The sequence below is a fragment of the Corynebacterium pygosceleis genome (assembly GCF_016595275.2).
Classification (GTDB): domain Bacteria; phylum Actinomycetota; class Actinomycetes; order Mycobacteriales; family Mycobacteriaceae; genus Corynebacterium; species Corynebacterium pygosceleis.
On sequence record NZ_JAENIQ020000004.1, the window covers coordinates 301538 to 318898 of the forward strand.

10 protein-coding genes and 1 pseudogene are annotated in these 17361 nt (G+C 67.8%); 1 reads left to right on the forward strand and 10 read right to left on the reverse strand.

The genetic code is table 11. The features are described from left to right. Window positions 1–71 precede the first annotated feature (71 nt). From JIM94_RS09945 to JIM94_RS09985, 9 genes and pseudogenes are all read right to left on the reverse strand, one after another. Window positions 72–3737, reverse strand: a pseudogene (locus tag JIM94_RS09945) (beta-ketoacyl synthase N-terminal-like domain-containing protein); the annotation flags it as partial. A 165-nt stretch (window positions 3738–3902) separates the two neighbouring features. After that, window positions 3903–5747 carry a FadD32-like long-chain-fatty-acid--AMP ligase gene (locus JIM94_RS09950; RefSeq protein WP_200254689.1) on the reverse strand — a complete coding sequence of 615 codons (1845 nt, stop codon included), beginning with the start codon at window positions 5745–5747 and terminating at the stop codon, window positions 3903–3905. Window positions 5748–5856: 109 nt separating this feature from the next. After that, complete coding sequence (locus JIM94_RS09955; protein ID WP_200254691.1) at window positions 5857–6837, reverse strand: cutinase family protein; 981 nt, start codon at window positions 6835–6837, stop codon at window positions 5857–5859. A 5-nt stretch (window positions 6838–6842) separates the two neighbouring features. Further along, window positions 6843–7394 (reverse strand): DUF732 domain-containing protein, encoded by a 552-nt coding sequence (locus JIM94_RS09960; RefSeq protein ID WP_200254694.1) that lies wholly within the window; start codon window positions 7392–7394, stop codon window positions 6843–6845. After that, window positions 7394–9382, reverse strand: a complete 1989-nt coding sequence (locus tag JIM94_RS09965; RefSeq protein ID WP_200254696.1) for an alpha/beta hydrolase-fold protein — start codon at window positions 9380–9382, stop codon at window positions 7394–7396. The genes JIM94_RS09960 and JIM94_RS09965 overlap by 1 nt, the downstream gene beginning before the upstream one ends. 397 nt (window positions 9383–9779) lie before the next feature. Next, a complete protein-coding gene (locus JIM94_RS09970) occupies window positions 9780–10805 on the reverse strand; it encodes an alpha/beta hydrolase (RefSeq protein WP_200254698.1) in 1026 nt (341 codons plus the stop codon). A 148-nt stretch (window positions 10806–10953) separates the two neighbouring features. After that, a complete protein-coding gene (locus JIM94_RS09975) occupies window positions 10954–11934 on the reverse strand; it encodes a decaprenyl-phosphate phosphoribosyltransferase (protein ID WP_200254700.1) in 981 nt (326 codons plus the stop codon). Continuing rightward, entirely contained in the window at window positions 11931–12443 is a 513-nt protein-coding gene (locus JIM94_RS09980) for a phosphatase PAP2 family protein (protein WP_200254702.1), read from the reverse strand. Before JIM94_RS09980 ends, JIM94_RS09975 begins: the two co-directional genes overlap by 4 nt. Then, a complete protein-coding gene (locus JIM94_RS09985; protein WP_200254704.1) occupies window positions 12436–14463 on the reverse strand; it encodes a glycosyltransferase in 2028 nt (675 codons plus the stop codon). Before JIM94_RS09985 ends, JIM94_RS09980 begins: the two co-directional genes overlap by 8 nt. 222 nt (window positions 14464–14685) lie before the next feature. On the opposite strand from JIM94_RS09985, the gene JIM94_RS09990 reads away from it, so the two are divergent. After that, window positions 14686–16092 (forward strand): DUF5129 domain-containing protein, encoded by a 1407-nt coding sequence (locus tag JIM94_RS09990; RefSeq protein WP_200254706.1) that lies wholly within the window; start codon window positions 14686–14688, stop codon window positions 16090–16092. A 1-nt stretch (window position 16093) separates the two neighbouring features. Here the strand turns inward: JIM94_RS09990 and glf are convergent, their stop codons facing one another. After that, entirely contained in the window at window positions 16094–17293 is a 1200-nt protein-coding gene (gene glf, locus JIM94_RS09995; RefSeq protein ID WP_200254707.1) for a UDP-galactopyranose mutase, read from the reverse strand. Between the last annotated feature and the right edge of the window lie 68 nt (window positions 17294–17361).

Consider the following 17361-nt stretch of genomic DNA (forward strand, 5'->3'; position numbering starts at 1 on the left):
GGGGCCGTCGTGGTTGCCGTGTCGGGTGCCGCGGGGGTCGGGTCCGGTGCCGTCGACGCCGCGTGACGGTCGGCGACGAGCTGCTCCACGAGGACCACGACATCCGCGACGGACGCGTCGCGCAGTGCCTGGACCTGGAGCGGGGGAATCTGGAAGTCGTTCTCGATGCGGTTCTTGATCCGCATGCCCATCAGGGAATCGAGGCCGAGGTCGATCAGCGGGAGTTCGCCCGGCAGATCGTCGACGTCGTAGCCCATGGATTCACTGACGATGGTCCGCAGCCGGTCCTCGACGCTCTCGCCGCTCGCCGGATCCCAGCGGACCGCGTCGACGATGATCTCGGGCAGGCCGGTCTCGGACGGGTCGGCGGCCTCGGAGTCCGAGTCGTAGCTGCCGACACCCGCGCCACCCGGAACCGGGCCGACCCCGTCACCGGCGTGCGCCGCGGCGAAGCCCTCGGCGAGAAGGGTCGCGGTGCCACCGAGCATGCGGTGGACGGTGACGTCGACGCCGCCGAGGTGACGGCGGGCGATCGTCGTGATCTCGCCGGACGGCGGCAGGGTGCCCCGTTCCTCGAAGGCGACGACGGTGGTCTCGGGGTTCAGTGCCTCTGCCGCGGCCTCGACGAGCGCGAGGGTCGAGGGCACGGTCTCCGCGAGGATCGAGAACGCCACGGAGCCGTCGGGCAGGGACACCCGGTTGCCGGGGATCCCGGACACGGAGGTCGAGGACGGGCGCGCGGCGGTCCAGTAGCGCTGGTGCTTCCACCGTACGCCGGGGGCGTCGATGCGCTCCCCGTCGCCGATGAGCAGGCCGAGGTCGATCGGCTGGCCCGCGACGTAGAGCCGGGACAGCACGTCACGCAGGGTCTCGGCCGGGGGCACCTTGCGCTTGAGGGTGTGCAGCAGCTGCGCATCGGGCTTACCCACCGAGAAGGCGGTGTTCATCATGCCCATCAGGGCGACGGGGTTGGGGCAGACCTCGACGAGGATGTCGTGTCCGTCGGCGAACACGCGGGAGGTCGCGTCGAGGAACCAGACCCGGCCCCGGGTGCAGCGCACCCAGTAGTCGGTGTCGTGGATGACGGAACCGGCCGGGTAGACCACGCCACGGTCGACGGAGCTGTAGAGCGGGATCGTCAGCGGGCGCGGCTCGATGTCGGCGGTCTCCGCGGCGAGCTCCCCCAGGAGCGGTTCCACGGCACTGGTGTGCCCGGCGCCACGGACGTTGAGCAGCCGGGCGAACTTCTCCTGCTTCTCCAGCAGTTCGACGAGGCGCACGACGGCGTCGCGGGGGCCGCCGACGGTGGTCATGCCGGGACCTGCGTAGACGGCGGGCTCGATACCCGCGAAGTCGGGGTTCTCGGCGATGAAGGTGTCCAGGTCGTCGACGGAGAACTCGACGACGGCCATCGCACCGAGCTGGTCCTCGGGCAGGGACTTCTCCCCCTCCCCCATGAGGCGTGACCGGTGGCAGGCCACACGCATGGCATCCTCGGCGGAGAGACCACCGGCGGCGTAGGCGGCTGCGATCTCACCCATGGACATCGCCGTGACGGCAACGGGTTTCGCGCCGAGGTGCGCGAGGAGGTCGGTGAGTGCGATCTGGATGGCGGTGATGCCGACCTGTGCGGTCTCGGTGTCGTAGGTCTGTTCGTCGTCGGTGATGATGTCGGTCAGCGACCAGCCGGACTCGAAACCGACGATCTCGTTGAGCTCGTCGAGGCGTTCACGGAACAGCGGCGACAGCTCGTAGAGGTCCTTGGCCATCTTGCGGTGCTGCGAACCGAATCCCGAGTAGACGAACACGGGACCGGGCTGCGCGGGGGAGTCGGCGACGGCGATCCCGGCGCCCTTCTTCCGGTCCGCGACGATACCGAGACGTTTGACGGCCTCGGCGGTGCTCGACGCGGTGACGACGGCGGCGGAGCGGCCGTGGTTCTGCCGGGCCAGGGAACGGGCGATCTTCGGCAGGTCGGAGTCCGGGCGCCCCTCGAGGAACTCGGCGAGCACACCGGCGGCCCGCGCGCGGCGGGAGGGGAGCAGGCCGGAGACGGGCAGGAGGACGGCCCCGCCGTCGTCGAGCTGTGCCGCGGATTCCGGACGTTCGGTGTCGTAGTCCATCGGGTCGAAGGTCTGCACCACGGCGTGGGCGTTGGTGCCGCCGAAGCCGAAGCCGGACACGCCCGCGGTGGGGCGGCCGGAGTAGCAGGGCCATTCGCGCGGATCCTCGACGACCTCGAGATGCTCGGCGTCGAAGTCGATGTAGGGGTTCGGGCCGCTGTAGTTCAGCGACGGCGGAATCACGCCGTTGCGCATGCCGAGGACGACCTTGATCAGGCCCGCGGCACCCGCGGCTGATTCGGAGTGGCCGAAGTTCGTCTTGGCGCTGCCGAGCAGTATCGGGTCGGCGGCGTCGCGGTCGGCGCCGAGGACCGCGCCGATGGCGGTGGCCTCGATCGGGTCGCCGAGGATAGTGCCGGTGCCGTGGGCCTCGACGTAGTCGACGACGGCCGGATCGACGCCCGCGTCGGCGTAGGCGCGCTCGAGGACGTCGATCTGGGCCTCGGGGTTCGGGGCCGTCAGGCCGTTGGAACGGCCGTCAGAGTTGATGGCGGTGCCCTTGATGACGGCGAGGATCTCGTCACCGTCGGCGATGGCGTCGTCGACGCGTTTGAGCACGGCGAGGCCGGCTCCGTCGGATCGGATGAACCCGTCGGCGTCCTCGGAGAACGCGTGGATCCTGCCCGTCGGGCTGATGACGCCCAGTTCACCGAACGCGGTGGAGATGAACGGGGACGACAGGATGTTCACGCCACCGGCGAGAGCGACGGTGGCGTCCCCGTCGCGCAGTGCCCGGACCGCGTGGTGGATCGCGACGAGCGAGGATGAGCAGGCGGTGTCGATCGAGACCGACGGACCCCGGAAGTCGAAGGCGTAGGAGATGCGGTTCGGGATGATGGAGCTGGCGGTTCCCGTGAGGGCGTAGGGGTGCGCCTCCGCCGGATCGGCGGCGATCAGCATGCCGTAGTCGTTGTTCGTCGAGCCGATGAACACGCCGACCGGCTCACCGCGCAGGGAGGACACGGGGATATGCGCGTGTTCCAGCGCCTCCCAGGCGAGTTCGAGGACGATGCGCTGCTGGGGGTCCATGTTGGCGGCCTCGACGGGTGAGAAACCGAAGAACTCCGCGTCGAAGGTGGCGATGTCCTCCAGGTATCCACCGGTGGTGTTGACCTCCGCGAGTTTGCGGGCCATCACGTCATCACCGGAGTACTCGGACCATCGGCCGAGGGGCAGGTCACCGACACCGTCACGTCCGCTGACCAGCAGATCCCACATCTCGTCGAGGTTGCCTGCACCGGGGTAGCGGGCCGCCATGCCGACGATCGCGATGTCGTGGCTGCCGGGGGTGCCCTTCGCCGACGCCGGGCCCCGTACCCCGGCCTGCGCGCGGGGGCTGCGCCGCGTGGGCACGGGCCCCTCGATGACGCGGCGGGCGAGGGCGGCGATCGTCGGGTACTCGTAGGCCACCGTCGCGTCGAGCTGGGTGCCCACGAGGTTCTCCAGTTCACCGGAGAGGACCACGACGTCACGGGAAGACAGTCCGAAGGTCTCCATCGGCTTGTCGTCGGTGATCTCCTCCTCGGGCAGGCCGGTTGTCCTGACGACCCAGTCCCGCAGCCACGTACGTAGCTCTGCGGTGGTCATCGACGAGGACTGCTGACTGTGATCCATGCGGTGGCTTCACTCTTTTCGTGTGGTGATTTCGGTCTTCAGGGACTATCTGTTTCGCCGCGACGTTTGTTTCACCCCGGTAACGGCACGACCCTCCGTGGCGTCCTTTCCGCCGGTGTGGCGGGGACAGCACGGAGGGCCCTTCCGGTGGTGGTCGACGAATCCCTACGCGAGGTAGTCGCGGCGGCAGACCCTGCGGGCAATCTTACCGCTGGAGCTGCGCTTGATCTCGTCGGGTGCGACGATCACGATGTCGGCCGGTACGACACCGTGCGAGCTGGACACCGCGGTACGGATCGCGTCGATCGCGGCGGCGTCACCCTCCGCGTCACGACCGAAGTCGCGCTCCGCGATGATGACCAGTTTCTCCACCTCGTCACCGGGGATCGCGAACGCCGCGATGGCCGCCGGACGGATGTGCTCGGAGGCGTGGTCGACGGTGTACTCGATGTCCTGCGGGTAGTGGTTGCGGCCCGCGATGATGATGAGGTCCTTGCGGCGGCCGGTGATGTAGAGCTCGTCGTCCACGATCACGCCGAGGTCACCGGTGGCCATCCAGCGGTCGTCGTCCGGGGCACCCTCGGCACGGGAGTTCTCCGGCAGGCGGCCGGCGAGCGTGTTGCGGAAGGTCTCGGCGGTGTCCTCGGGGCGGTCGAGGTAGCCGGCGGCGGTGTTGTCGCCGTGGGTCCACATCTCACCGACCGTGCCGTCCGGCACCTCGCAGCGGGTCTCGGGATCGACGATGACGAGGTGCTGCGGGCGGGCGACCTGACCGTTGGACACGAGGGCCGCGGCGTGCTCACCGGGACCGTCGACGAGTTCGACGGTGCCCTCGTTGAGGCGGTCACGGTCGACCCAGGTGATCAACGGGCGGGTGTCGGTCTGCGGGGTGGAGACGATGAGCGACGCCTCGGCCAGACCGTAGGAGGGGCGGATGACGTTGGTGTTCAGGCCGTATCCGCCGAAGGTCTCGATGAACTGGTTGATGGCCTTCGGGGTGACCGGTTCGGAGCCGACGATCAGGCCGTCGACGCGGCTGAGGTCGAGGGTCCGGCCCTCGGCGGGGCGGCCGTAGCGGACGGCGAGTTCGAGGGCGAAGTTCGGGACGATGGTGTAGGTGTTCTCCCCCTCTTCACCACCGGAGATCTGTTCGATCCAGCGGCTGGGCTGCTGGATGAAGTCGCGGGGGCTCATCATCTCGATCTTCAGGCCGAGGATGATGCAGAATGCGGCGAGGATGATGCCCATGTCGTGGTGCAACGGCAGCCAGGAGACGACCCGCAGCGGCAGCTGGAGCTTCGCGGCGGCGAAGATCTGCAGCACGTTGGTCATGATGTTGCGGTTCGTGAGCACCACACCGGCCGGGGTGCGTGTCGATCCGGAGGTGTACTGGAGGAACGCCACGAGATCCAGCGGGGAGGAGGTGGAGGACGCCGCGAGCTGCTTACCGGCCTCGGTCTCCATGGGGTTGACGAAGCTCTCGGCGAGGGAGTCCGGGAGCGCGTCGATCGTGAGGATGCGGGGGCGTTCGGCGGCGGGGCGGGAGGCGAACAGCTTGCGGACGGCCGCCGCGGACGCCGAGTTCGTCAGGATGAACTTCGGTTCACAGTCCGCGAGGACGGCGGTCAGGTGGTCACCGTGGCCCGGCTCGGTCGGATCGTACAGCGGGATCGGTGCCATACCGGCGTACATGGCGCCGAGGAAACCGAACATGTACTCCGGGCTGTTGCCCGCGAGGATGGCGACCCGGTCACCGAGGGTCCCGATCTGCTGGAGTCGGGCGGCGACGGCCTTGATGCGGGTGTTGATCTGCCTGCGCGAGTAGTCCGTGCACTCACCGTCACGGTTGGACGAGTAGTCCCAGAACCGGAGACAGTCACGGTCCGCCCCACCGGAGGAGGCCTCCACCATGTAGAGCGTCTCGCACAGTCCGGCGAGCGTGAGCTGCTCGGGAAGGTTGATCTGGCCCTTGTCATCAAAGAACTGGCCGATGGCCGCCTTGAGATCCATTATTCTCCTCGTTCGTCGGTGAGGTGCGCGCTGTCCGGCACCATTATCTGCATCGTAAGTTTGGTCCAGTGTATTACTTTGCCGACGAAACCCAAGTCGACGCGCGGCGTCAGGGAACCGGCGGCACCGAGGTGACGACACCGGACGCGGGCGCCTGCCCCGGGTCCGGGATCCGGTCGATCAGGTCGGACGACCACCCGACCAGCCACCGGGAGGTCGTCGACCCCGGGAAGACGTTGGGGTTCGTCGCGTACCGGGCGTGGACCCCGTTGTTCTCGATCAGCCCCTGCGCCCGTTCCACCGCATTGCCGACACCCAGCGGAGCGTCACAGATGTGGTCGTCGGGGGCACAGATCTGGAAGGTCCGGTCATCCAGCGCGCCGAACCCGCTGTCCCGTGGTCCACGCATCGTGGCACCCGGGGTCACGAGCTGAACGGCGGGATTCAGCAGTTCGAGCGAGATCTCGGCACCGACTCCGGACACCGGGTTGCCCACGGCCTGCCCGACACCCGGTTCGCGCCGACCGTCCGCGACCAGGGCGACACCCCTGACACGTTCGGCGGGCACGGCACCGTGTCCGTTGCCGATCTCGCTGGCGATGTCACCGACGATGACGGCCCCCTGGGAGAAACCGGTCATGATGAAGTCGGTGAGCGGGCAGTCCCGGTGGGTGACACGCAGTTCGTTCTCCAACGACGACGTCCCCTCGCTCCGGGATTCGTCGTACGTCATCTCCTGATCGGCGTTGATGTTGCGGAACTGCGCGGTGTACGGCAGGGTCCACACCTTCACCCGGTCCGCCGGGTACCTGTCCTGCAACGGTCGGGTGACCGTCAGCATGAATGAATTCGGGTTGAACGACGGGTTGATCGGGTCGTCGGTGGGCGACGACTCCCACGTGCCCGGCGCTGCGATGACCTCGACGGCGGGGCACCAGTCCGGCTGCGCCGGACCGGTGGCTGCGGGTCCACCGGGCTCCCCGGGTTCCTGGCCGGGGATCACTCCCTCATCGTTGACCCACCGCCATGTTCCCACGGCTATCAGGCCGACCACGATGATGACGGCCAGGACTGTCAGCGTCTTTTTCATACCGTCTAGCAGTACGCTGACTTGGCCGCGGAGGCAATCCGCTCGGCGATCTCGGGAACCGGCGCGGACGCCCGTTCCTGCTCGACGAGCTGCCCGGCGACCGCCTCCAGCGTGTAGTTGTCCACACCGCTGGCGGCCGAACGGCACACCTCGGCCGCCGCACCGATCATCTGGTCCTCGACACCGTCGACGGAGATTCCACCGTCCTTCAGCGCCTTCAGGTAGTCCATGTCGGAGGCGCTGCGGTCCTGCGAGAGGCCGGGGATCTCGTCGATCTCCTTCGCCGCGCCGTCCCGGGGTTCGGGAACCGCCGGCACCACCGGCTGCGGGGCGGCCTCACGGTATTCGGGGCTCGCCGAGGAGAGGGACGACTCACGGGCCTCCTTCTCCTCATCGGATTCATCCGCCCCGGGAGTCTTCGACTCCGCCTTGGGCAGCGGCGAGGAGGTCGCCGTCGTGTCTCCGGCGGTCGCGTCACCGCTCTCGGAGGTGGCTCCGCCGCAGCCCGCCAGCGCGAGCACAGCGACGGTCAGCAGGGGAAGAGTCAATCTCCGCATCAGTTCATTTCCTCGACGATTGTTCCGTTGACCTGCTTGATCGTTCCGTGCTGGAAGGACTGCCTCAGGCCACCCGCCGGAATCTCCTCGAGGTCGGAGGTGGGCCAGCCGAACTTGCCGTTCTCCCAGCCGTTCTCGCCCCAGTGGTCGCGGATGTCGCCGTTGTAGACGACGTGCGCGCCGGTGGTCGGGGACCAGTAGATGGTGCCGGTCTCGAAGTTCTGGAGTGCACCACCCGGGATCGGGAACTCGTTGGAGGTGGGGGCACCCAGCTTCGAGGCGGTGGCCTTCATCTCCCCGTACTTGCGGGCGATGAGTCCCCGGGACCAGAAGGTCTCGTTCTTCGGGGTGCGGATGACGTAGCCGCCCTGGAACTGCTGGATCCAGCTGCCCTCGAGTTCCTTGGCCTCGGCCACCGGGTATCCGAGCACGCCGGTCTCCCAGCCCTGGTCGCCCCAGGACTCGAACATGTCGGCCGGGATGGCCTGGGCACCGGTCTCCGGGGTCCAGTAGATCGAACCGTGCTCGAAGTGGACGTAACGGCCCTTGCCGTCCGGTGCGGTCAGTTCGTTGGTCGTCGGGAATCCGAGGAAGGAACGCGGACCACCGAGTTCGGCGTAGCGCGCGGCGATCCGGCCGATGAGCACGTGGGCGTCGGTCGCCGGTGACCAGTAGGCCTGGCCGCCACGGAAGTCCTGCGCCTTACCGGCGACATCGTCGACGGAAACGACGTCGTACTCGTTGTTGACGCAGTTTCCCCACGCGCCGGAGGCGGTCGCGGCACCGATGGCACCGATGGCCTCGCAGTCCGCGCCACGGTCCTCGTCCTTGAGACCGAGGGTGTCGGCGATGTACGGCCACGCCTGGGTCAGCTCGAACTGCCAGTACGGCCAGTTGTGGACGCCGGAGGGACGGAACATCGAGATCACCGGGACATCGGCTTCCTTGGCGGCCTCGACGAAGGTCTGGGACGTCATCCGGGCGATGACCTCCAGTCCCTTGCCCGCCTCGTTCGCGGGTGACGTGGCGACGGACCCCGGCTCACCGAAGTCGTCACGCCCGGAACCGGCGGAAATGTAGACGGTCTTGCCCTTCAGCGCCTCGATACCGAGCTTCGGGTCATTGTCGATCCACCGCTGGGAACCGGCCGGCCCCCACATCGCGTCGGCGTCGTAGCCGCCGCCCTCCTTCAGGGCACCGGAGATCATCGCGGGCATGCCCGTGGAGGTGGTGTCGAGGTAGCCGGAGAAGGAACCGACGAACTTGAAGAGGTCGGGACGGTGCTCGGCGATGTTGACGGCGGCGGTGCCACCCATCGACAGACCGATGATCGCGCGCTCACCGTTCGCCCGGTACCCCTGCTTCAGCACGGCCGGCAGCTCCTGCGTGAGGAACGTCTCCCACTGGTAGTTCTTGCCGTTGTCCGGACGGTTCCAGTCGGTGTAGAACGACGCCTCGCCACCGATGGGCAGGATCACGTTGACGTTCTTGTCGGCGAAGAACTGCTCGGCGTTGGTGTTCAGGGTCCAGCCGGACTCCTCGTCGACGGCGCGCAGGCCGTCGAGCAGCCACACGCTCGGGAACTCGGCGTCGGGCTGCGAGTACCAGTCACGGGCGAGCAGAACCTGGACCTGCATCAGCTGTTCCGGCATCGCGGCGGACCGGATGAACAGGGCAATACGGTGCGTGCCCAGCCATTCCTGACGGACGACGTCCACCCCCTCGGGGAGACCCTCGATGTCCGGGTACTCCGTCTTCACCGGGGTCCGTTCCGGGACGTTGTCCTCCTTCAGGTAATCGGAGATTCCGCCGGAGGACCCGAACGCACTGGAAAGGCCGTTCAGGCCGGAGCTCTGCGCCAGGACGGTCGACTGCTCGGCCGAAGCGACCGGGGAGAGGAGGCCGACGCCCAGGGCGATGGCCGTGGGGACGGCAGCGAGGGCGACCCGGTAAGGGCGCCGGCTGCTGTTGGATGCGGTGTCGCGCATGAAGGTGTCCTTTGTATCGGTTCTTGGGATCGGGTACCGCCGGGACGGCGGACCTGTGCGGCCGCTGGCATGGATGGGACACCCCGCCGAGCTCCGGGAGTTCCCCTCCCCCGGAACCGACGGTGGTGGCCGCCACCGGCTCTTCGTGTAGTTATGTCGTCGCCCAAGGGCCGGGCCGTTACTAACCGCTGTACCAGCGTCCGACCCAAACCCTAAAGATCGACTTTAAGTTTATGTAGATCGTCACAGTTCGGCGACATTGACCGTGCGACACGCCGACGGGAGCCCCCACACCCGGTGCCACCTCCCCCCTGCCCCGGTTCCGGGGCGTACAACGGACAGATCCCCGCCGGAACCTCAATCCGGGCTCCGACGGGGATCTGTTTGGCGGGGACGGTCACCAGGCGTTCATGACGTCCAGGACACGCCCCTTGGTCTTGTGCAGCTGATCGGTCCAGATGCCCCAGTTGTGGACACCCGTCGGCGGGTAGTCGACGGTGGGGTTCAGTCCGATGGCGCGCGCCTTGAGTTCCCAGGCGACCGTGGTGTTCCGGGCAACCCATTCCAGGCCCCAACCGACGATGCGGTCCCAGAGGGGGACGTTCCAGTCCCCGCCCGCCCACATGCCGGTCGCGGCGGAGATGTAGACGTCCTTGCCGCGCAGGCCCTCCATGTTCCAGTACGGATCATTCTGGAAACGCCGGGGGCTGACGATCGCACCGTACATGGAGTTGATGTTGAGGCTCCCGGTTTCCAGCAGGGCGATACGCATCAACGTCTGCATACCGGGCGCCGTCGTGGTGAGGTACCCGGAGAAACTCATGGCCTGCTGGTACATCCCGGGGTGACGCGCCGCGATGTTCAGTGCTGCGGTGCCTCCCATGGAGAGCCCGGCGATGGAGTTGCGGTGGGGGTTGACCCCGAAATGCTGGTGGAGATAACCGGGAAGCTCGGCGGTGAGGAAGGTCTCCCACTTGATGACCTGCGGGTCGGAGGAGGAGAAGTTGCCGGGGGCGATCCAGTCACTGTAGAACGTGCCCGCGCCACCGATCGGCATGATGAGGTTGATGTTGCTGTCGGCGTAGGTGGCGGGTGCGTCGGAGTACATCGTCCAGCCGGTCTGGTGCGGATCCGCACGCATACCGTCGAGAAGATAGAAGCCTGCGTCACCTCCACGCTGGGAGGGCTGGACCAGAACCGGCACGGTACGGTTCATCGCCGGCGACCAGACGTCACAGCGTTGCACGCCGTGGCCGGAGGCGTCCCATTCACAGGTGCCGGTGGCGTCCGGCCGGAGCCAGTCACGGTTGGCGGCTTCGGCGGTTCCCGCACCGACGACCATGAGTGTTGCGGTCACAGCGGTGGCGGCGACCGCGGACGTGACCTTCTTCCCTGCGCGGTGCAGGCGGGAGGCGATTGACATGGTTCTCCTAGCGGGACGCTCTTTCCGACAACGGACGGCCGCCGACAGCTGCGACCGATCCGACTATCCCCGGGCTTGATCGTTTCGTTACACAGTCACCGTACACGGGACATGGTGTGCGGGGCGCGATCCCGGGTGTACCCGCCACCTACAGCGCGGGCATCACGTAGACGGCGATCACGATGCAGGCCACCCACAGCACGGCGAGCGCCTGGAGGGTCCGGTCGGACAGCGCCAGTTCGTCCGGGGCACCACCGTCACCCCGGTCGATGTCGGCGGCGTAGCGGAGGATGGCGACGGTGAACGGCACCATCGAGATCTGGTACCAGACCCCGCCTGCACCGTCGAGGGAGCGACTGACGTCGAACCCCCAGAGCGCGTAGCTCATGACCACGGCCGTCGCCGACAGCGTCCAGACGAAACGGAGGTAGGTGTCGGTGTACCCCTCGAGAGACTTCCGGATCTTCGCACCGGAGGATTCGACGAGGAGAATCTCGGCGTACCGCTTACCGGAGGCCATGAACAGCGAACCGAAGGCCGCGACGAGGAGGAACCACTGCGACAGTTCGATGCCCGTGGCGACACCACCGGCCATCGCGCGGAGCATGAAACCCGAGGAGACCAGGGCGATGTCGATCACGGGCTGGTGCTTCCAGCCGAAGCAGTAGCCGAGCTGGAGTGCGATGTAGACGGCGACGACGATGGCGAGATTCGCGCCCGCCGAGGCCAACAGGGAGATCAGCACGGAGGCGACCATCAGGCCGACGGCCATCGCGTAGGCGAGGTTGACGGGGAGCACACCGGCGGCGATGGGACGGAAACGTTTGGTCGGGTGAACCCGGTCCGCGTCGACGTCACGCGCGTCATTGACGAGGTAGATCGAGGACGCGGCGAGGCAGAACACGATGAACGCGATCACGACGTCGGCGATGGTGCGTCCGCTGAGGAGCGCGGCGGACCCCGCCGCCGCCGGAGCAGCGATGACGAGAACGTTCTTCACCCACTGCTTGGGGCGCAGTGCCTTGACCATCGCGTCCGCGAGGTTCCTCGGGGGCCGGCGCTTACGGTCCGCCTCGATGCCCCGGGTGTGGGGTTCGGACCCGAGCAGCCCGTCATGCGGCTGACTCATGAGTTGTTCCTTTCACGCTTGTCGACGACCCGACACACCGCTTCGGCGGTGACGGCTCCGAGAGCGGCGCCCGCCGCCACATCGGTCGGGTAATGCACTCCGAGCACCATACGCGACAGCATCATGACCGGCACGCCGGTGAGCGGCCAGCGGGAACCGGTGACCCGACACACCGCGACGAGAGCCGCTGCGGTGGAGGTGGCGTGGGACGACGGGAAACTCAGTTTCGACGGCGTGGCGACACCGATCCGGATACGCGGGTCGTGCGGACGCTTCCGCCGCACCACCCGCTTCAGCACGACGGAAGCCGCATGGCTGAGGAACGCCGAACCCGTCACCGCCAGCCAGGGCCCGCTCCGGCGCCTGTCGACGGCCGCACCGGCGACACCGAGCGCCATCCACCCGATGGCGTGCTCACCGAAATGACTGAGCCCCCTGGCCACCGGTAGCGCGGCGGGAACGTCGTAGAGCGTGTCCTGGATCTTCACCAGGACGTCGGACTCACGCATGGAAGACCTTTCCCCAGCTGTCACGGCTGGTGAGTTCCTCGTGGGCTGCCCGGTACTCCGCACGCAGGTCGTCGAAACGCTCGAGGACCCGGCGCTGCAGCCGGTTGGATTCCGCGAGGAGTTCCTTCGCCTTCTCCCGGTCGCGCCGCCGGTAGACGACACCACGGCCGTCCGCGGTGGTGACGGTCGCACCGTCGACACGGGACAGGGAGAACCAGCGGGCCTCGATCGGGGCGAAGTTGGCCTGCGGCACCTCGTGGTGCGCGGGATCGTGCGGGCGCACGGAGTGCAGCAGTCCCTTGGCCAGCCAGACGGCCTTCTTCACCGGAGCCAGGCGTCCGCCGATGTCCTTGACGGGAACGCCCGGCGCGCCCGACGGTTTCGGCAGCTCCGCGGCGGTCGGCAGGACCACGGCGTCCGGGTAGTCCCGACGCAGCCGGTTGATGCGCGGCAGGGAGGTCTCGAGGATGTCGAAGAGGTGGTCCGGACCGGCGAGGAAGTCCTTCATGGCCTCGTTCTGGATCGCGACGGTCGAGTACTCCAGGCACAGCAGGTGCTTCAGCGTCGCCTTCTTCATGCTGCGCACGATGCCCTCCGGGCCGCCGTCGTGGTCCATGGCGGCGACGATCAGCCGGTTGCGCAGGTGGAAGTAGGCCTGCCAGTCGATGGCGTCGTCCTTGTCGGACCAGGCCATGTGCCAGATCGCGACGCCCGGCCACGTCGCCGTCGGGTATCCCGCCTTCGCGGCACGCAGGCCGTACTCGGCGTCGTCCCACTTGATGAACAGCGGCAACGGCTGACCGATCCGCTCCGCGACGACCCGCGGGATGAGGCACATCCACCAGCCGTTGTAGTCGACGTCGATACGCCGGTGCAGGTCACGGGAGTTGCGGTCCTTCGGCCCGTCGTCCGGCCGACCCTGGTGGGACAGCGGGAACTCGGAGAAGTCGTGGTCGTAGCGCACGTGCGGAGCGGAGGTCCACATGAAGATCGAGCGGTCGATGACCTCCCCCATCGAGTGCAGGTGACTGCGCTCCTGGAGGTTGAGCATCTGTCCGCCCACGAGCATGGGGCTCTTCGCGTAGCGCGCGACCTGGAGGGCGCGGAGCACGGAGTCCGGCTCGATGGCGATGTCGTCGTCCATGTAGAGGACGTACGGGGATTCTTTCGCTCCGGCCTCCCCTGTTCCGTCCGCGCCGCCGAGGGCCTCGAACATGATGCGCGAGTAGCCGCCCGAACCACCCAGGTTGCCCTGACGGAACTCGAAGAACCGGTCCCCGAAGTGCTCGGTCACCGCCGCGTAGCCGGGTTCGTCCGCCGGATGCCGGGTGCCCTGATCAGGCATGATCACGGTGTCGATCACGGCGTCGACCTGCGGGTCGCTGGCGAGTGCCTCGAGCGCGGCGACCGCGTCCGCGGGGCGGTTGAACGTGGGAATGCCGACGGTGACCCGCGGTTCGAACGGCCCGACGGTCGTGCCGTCGGGCATGGTCTGCGGCGCGGGCGCACAGGGCGCGAACCAGCCGGCGCGGGTGATCGTGGCGTCGGTCTCCGCGGTCACGTCGAACCACAGCCAGCCGCCGTCCTCGAACGGATCGAGTGACAGCTCGAACTCGGCGGCACCGTCGGCGACGAGCTTCCCGTCGACGGCGATCCGGGAGCCGTCGATCTTCGAGCGGTAGACGTCGACACGCGCCTCACCGGTGACCTCGACACGGAGGACGACGGTGGACAACTGCGACCACCGCCGCCAGTACGAGGCTGGGAAAGCATTGAAGTAGGTCTGGAAGCTGACCTCCTGACCTGCGCCGACACTGAAGCTGGTGCGGTCCGGCCACGTCACCCGCCGGGTGTTGGTCTCCGCCTCGAGCAGATAGAGCGTACGGACGTCGTGCGGCTCGCCCCTCCTCGGCAGCAGAACACGCTGCAACTGCTCCACCGCCCCGGAACCGGCCGGCACCCGGGGATCCGACGGAGCAGCGGGCGTTTCCCCGGAAGTGGGCACGGAAGATTCGCTCATGACGTTTCAACGTCCTTTCGGCCTGTGGTCTTGTACCCGTCTCAATGTAATCGCTGCCGCACGCAGGCTGCGTTACCCACGCGGTGGGGCACCCGACGGACCGTCACGACCGGCACCGCGGAACGACATGGCGCACACCCGGAAGAGGGCGGTTCCGCGGTATTCCACAGGCAGACGGAACAGGCGGCCCGCACCCCGGGAGCCTCTCCTACACTGGCGGCCATGAACCGCATCGATTCCCCGTTCCGGTACGCCCGGCCGGTGTCGGCCTTTCTCGCACTGTTCGTCGTGCTGCTCCTGCCGCTGGCGGCGGCCACCGCACAGACCACGACCGTGCGCTCGGTGGAGGTGCCGCTGCGCGGCGACCAGCTGACCGACGGCGACGTCCGGCTCCTGGAGAACGAGACCCCGGCCCTGTCGCTGCCCGCGACGGTCGACCGGGTCGTGTACCTGGTGTTCGGGTCGAATGAGCCCAACCTGAACGACTCCCTCCGTTCCTACGCGGAGAACGACGACCGTTCCCTGCTGTCCGGGTCGGAGGACAAGTTCGCACCGGGTTCGTTGATCGTGGCCGTGGGCATGGATCCACGCCGCGTGGGGGTGGCCTGCGGCGATGACGTGTGCAACGCGATCAACTTCTACGCCTCGGGGCGCATGGACGGGATCCTCGACGAGATGCGGGTCCCCCTGCGGCAGTCGGGTGACCCGAACATAGCGGCGGCGCTGCTGGCCGGCGCCCGGGCGGCCGGGGACACGACGGTCGTCGCGGAGGAGAAGGAGGAGTCCGGTGTGTCGGGGTGGTGGATCTTCGGCGGGATCGGCAGTGTGGCCGCCGCCGTCACCGCCGGGAGCCTGATCTGGGCCCTGCGCAACCGGCGGCGGCGGATGCGGGAACACTACGACCACGTAGTGGAGAACTACGCACGGGTGGCGTCGCAGCTGGATTCGATCAACGTCCGGGCGCATTCCCTGTCATCCCCGCTCGCCGACGACGCCCTGCGCCGCGACTGGGAGGACGTGCGCACCCGGTTCCTGGCCATCGACACCACGGTGCAGCGCCTGAGCGGGATCGGCGACGAGGTCGACGACCGTGAGTTGGCCAGGCGCCGGAAGGAGATCACCGAGGCGTACGAGACTGTGCGGCAGATGGAGAACGCGGAGGCCAACATCGACGAGTTCTTCCGGATGGAGCACGGCGACGGCGCGGTCCGTCGGCGACACCTGACGGAGATGCACGAGGACCTGACGGAGGCCCGCACGAGGGTGTCCGATGACGGCCTGCGGGACGATCTGGCGGAGATCGACGCGCGGGTCCTGGCGCTCCGGGACACCCCGGACGCACCGGCATTCATGGACTCCTACGCCCGGATCATCACCGACTACCGGATCATCATCGAGGCCGTGCGGAAACGCGAGTTCGACGACGTGGAGCCGGATGACGACAACCCGGCGCCCCGGATCTGGGACGATTCCTGGCGTCCGGGCTACGGGTACTCCGGATTCGTCCCGTTCATGACGGTGAACTCGTGGCACGAATCGGCGACGGGCTCCGCAGCCGTGTCCTCCGGCACCACCACCGGATACTCCTCGGGCGGATTCTCCGGCGGGGCCACCTCCGGGAGCTGGTGAGCTACTCCCCCTCGAGCAGCGGGGTGAGCTTGTTGTCGAAGAGGTTCATGGCACTCGCGATGGCCATGTGCATGTCGAGGTACTGGTAGGTGCCGAGACGACCTCCGAAGAACACGCGGTTCCCGGCGGTCTCCTCGTCAGCGCGCCTGCGGTACGCGAGCAGCATCTCCCGGTCGTCGGGGGTGTTGATCGGGTAGTACGGCTCGTCGGCGTCCCCGGCGAAGCGGCTGTACTCCTTCATGATGACGGTCTTGTCGTCCGGGTAGGAGTCCTTGCGCTCGGGGTGGAAGTGCCGGAACTCGTGGATCCGGGTGTAGGGGACGTCGGCGTCGTTGTAGTTCATGACCGGGGTGCCCTGGAAGTCACCGGTGTCGAGGACCTCGGTCTCGAAGTCGAGGGTGCGCCAGCCGAGCTTGCCCTCGGAGTAGTTGAAGTAGCGGTCGAGGGGGCCGGTGTAGACGACCGGCGCGTCGGGGCTTGCCCCACGGACCTCGTCGCGGACCTCGAACCAGTCGGTGTCGAGCCGGACGTCGATGAGTTCGTGGTCCGCCATGCGCTCGAGCCACGCGGCGTAACCGTCCTTCGGCAGACCCTCGTAGGTGTCGTTGAAGTAGCGGTTGTCGAAGGTGTACCGCACGGGCAGTCGGGTGATGTTGCCGGCGGGAAGCTCAGTCGGGTCGGTCTGCCACTGTTTCGCGGTGTAATCCCGGATGAAGGCCTCGTAGAGGGGACGACCGATGAGGGAGATCGCCTTCTCCTCGAGGTTGGAGGCCTGCTCGGAGTCGATCTCACTGGCCTGTTCCGCGATCAGCGCACGTGCCTCGTCGGGGCTGTAGTAGCGGCCGAAGAACTGGGCGATCAGGCCGAGCCCCATCGGGAACTGGTAGGCCTGCCCGTCATGCATGGCGAAGACCCGGTGCTGGTACCCGGTGAATTCGGTGAACTGGTTGACGTAGTCCCACACCCGCTTGTTCGAGGTGTGGAACAGGTGCGCACCGTACTTGTGGATCTCGATGCCCGTCGTCGGCTCAGCCTCCGAATATGCGTTGCCGCCGAGGTGGCTGCGACGTTCGATGATGAGCACACGCTTGCCCAACTGGCTGGCCGCCCGTTCCGCGACGGTCAGTCCGAAGAGTCCGGAGCCGACGACGATGAGGTCGTAGGGTGCGTTCGGGGAGGGGCTGGTCGAGGGATTCGTCATGGAAACCAGAGTAGTGCCCGGACGGTGACACGGGCTGCGGGCACGCCGTCCCCGACCACGACCCAGAC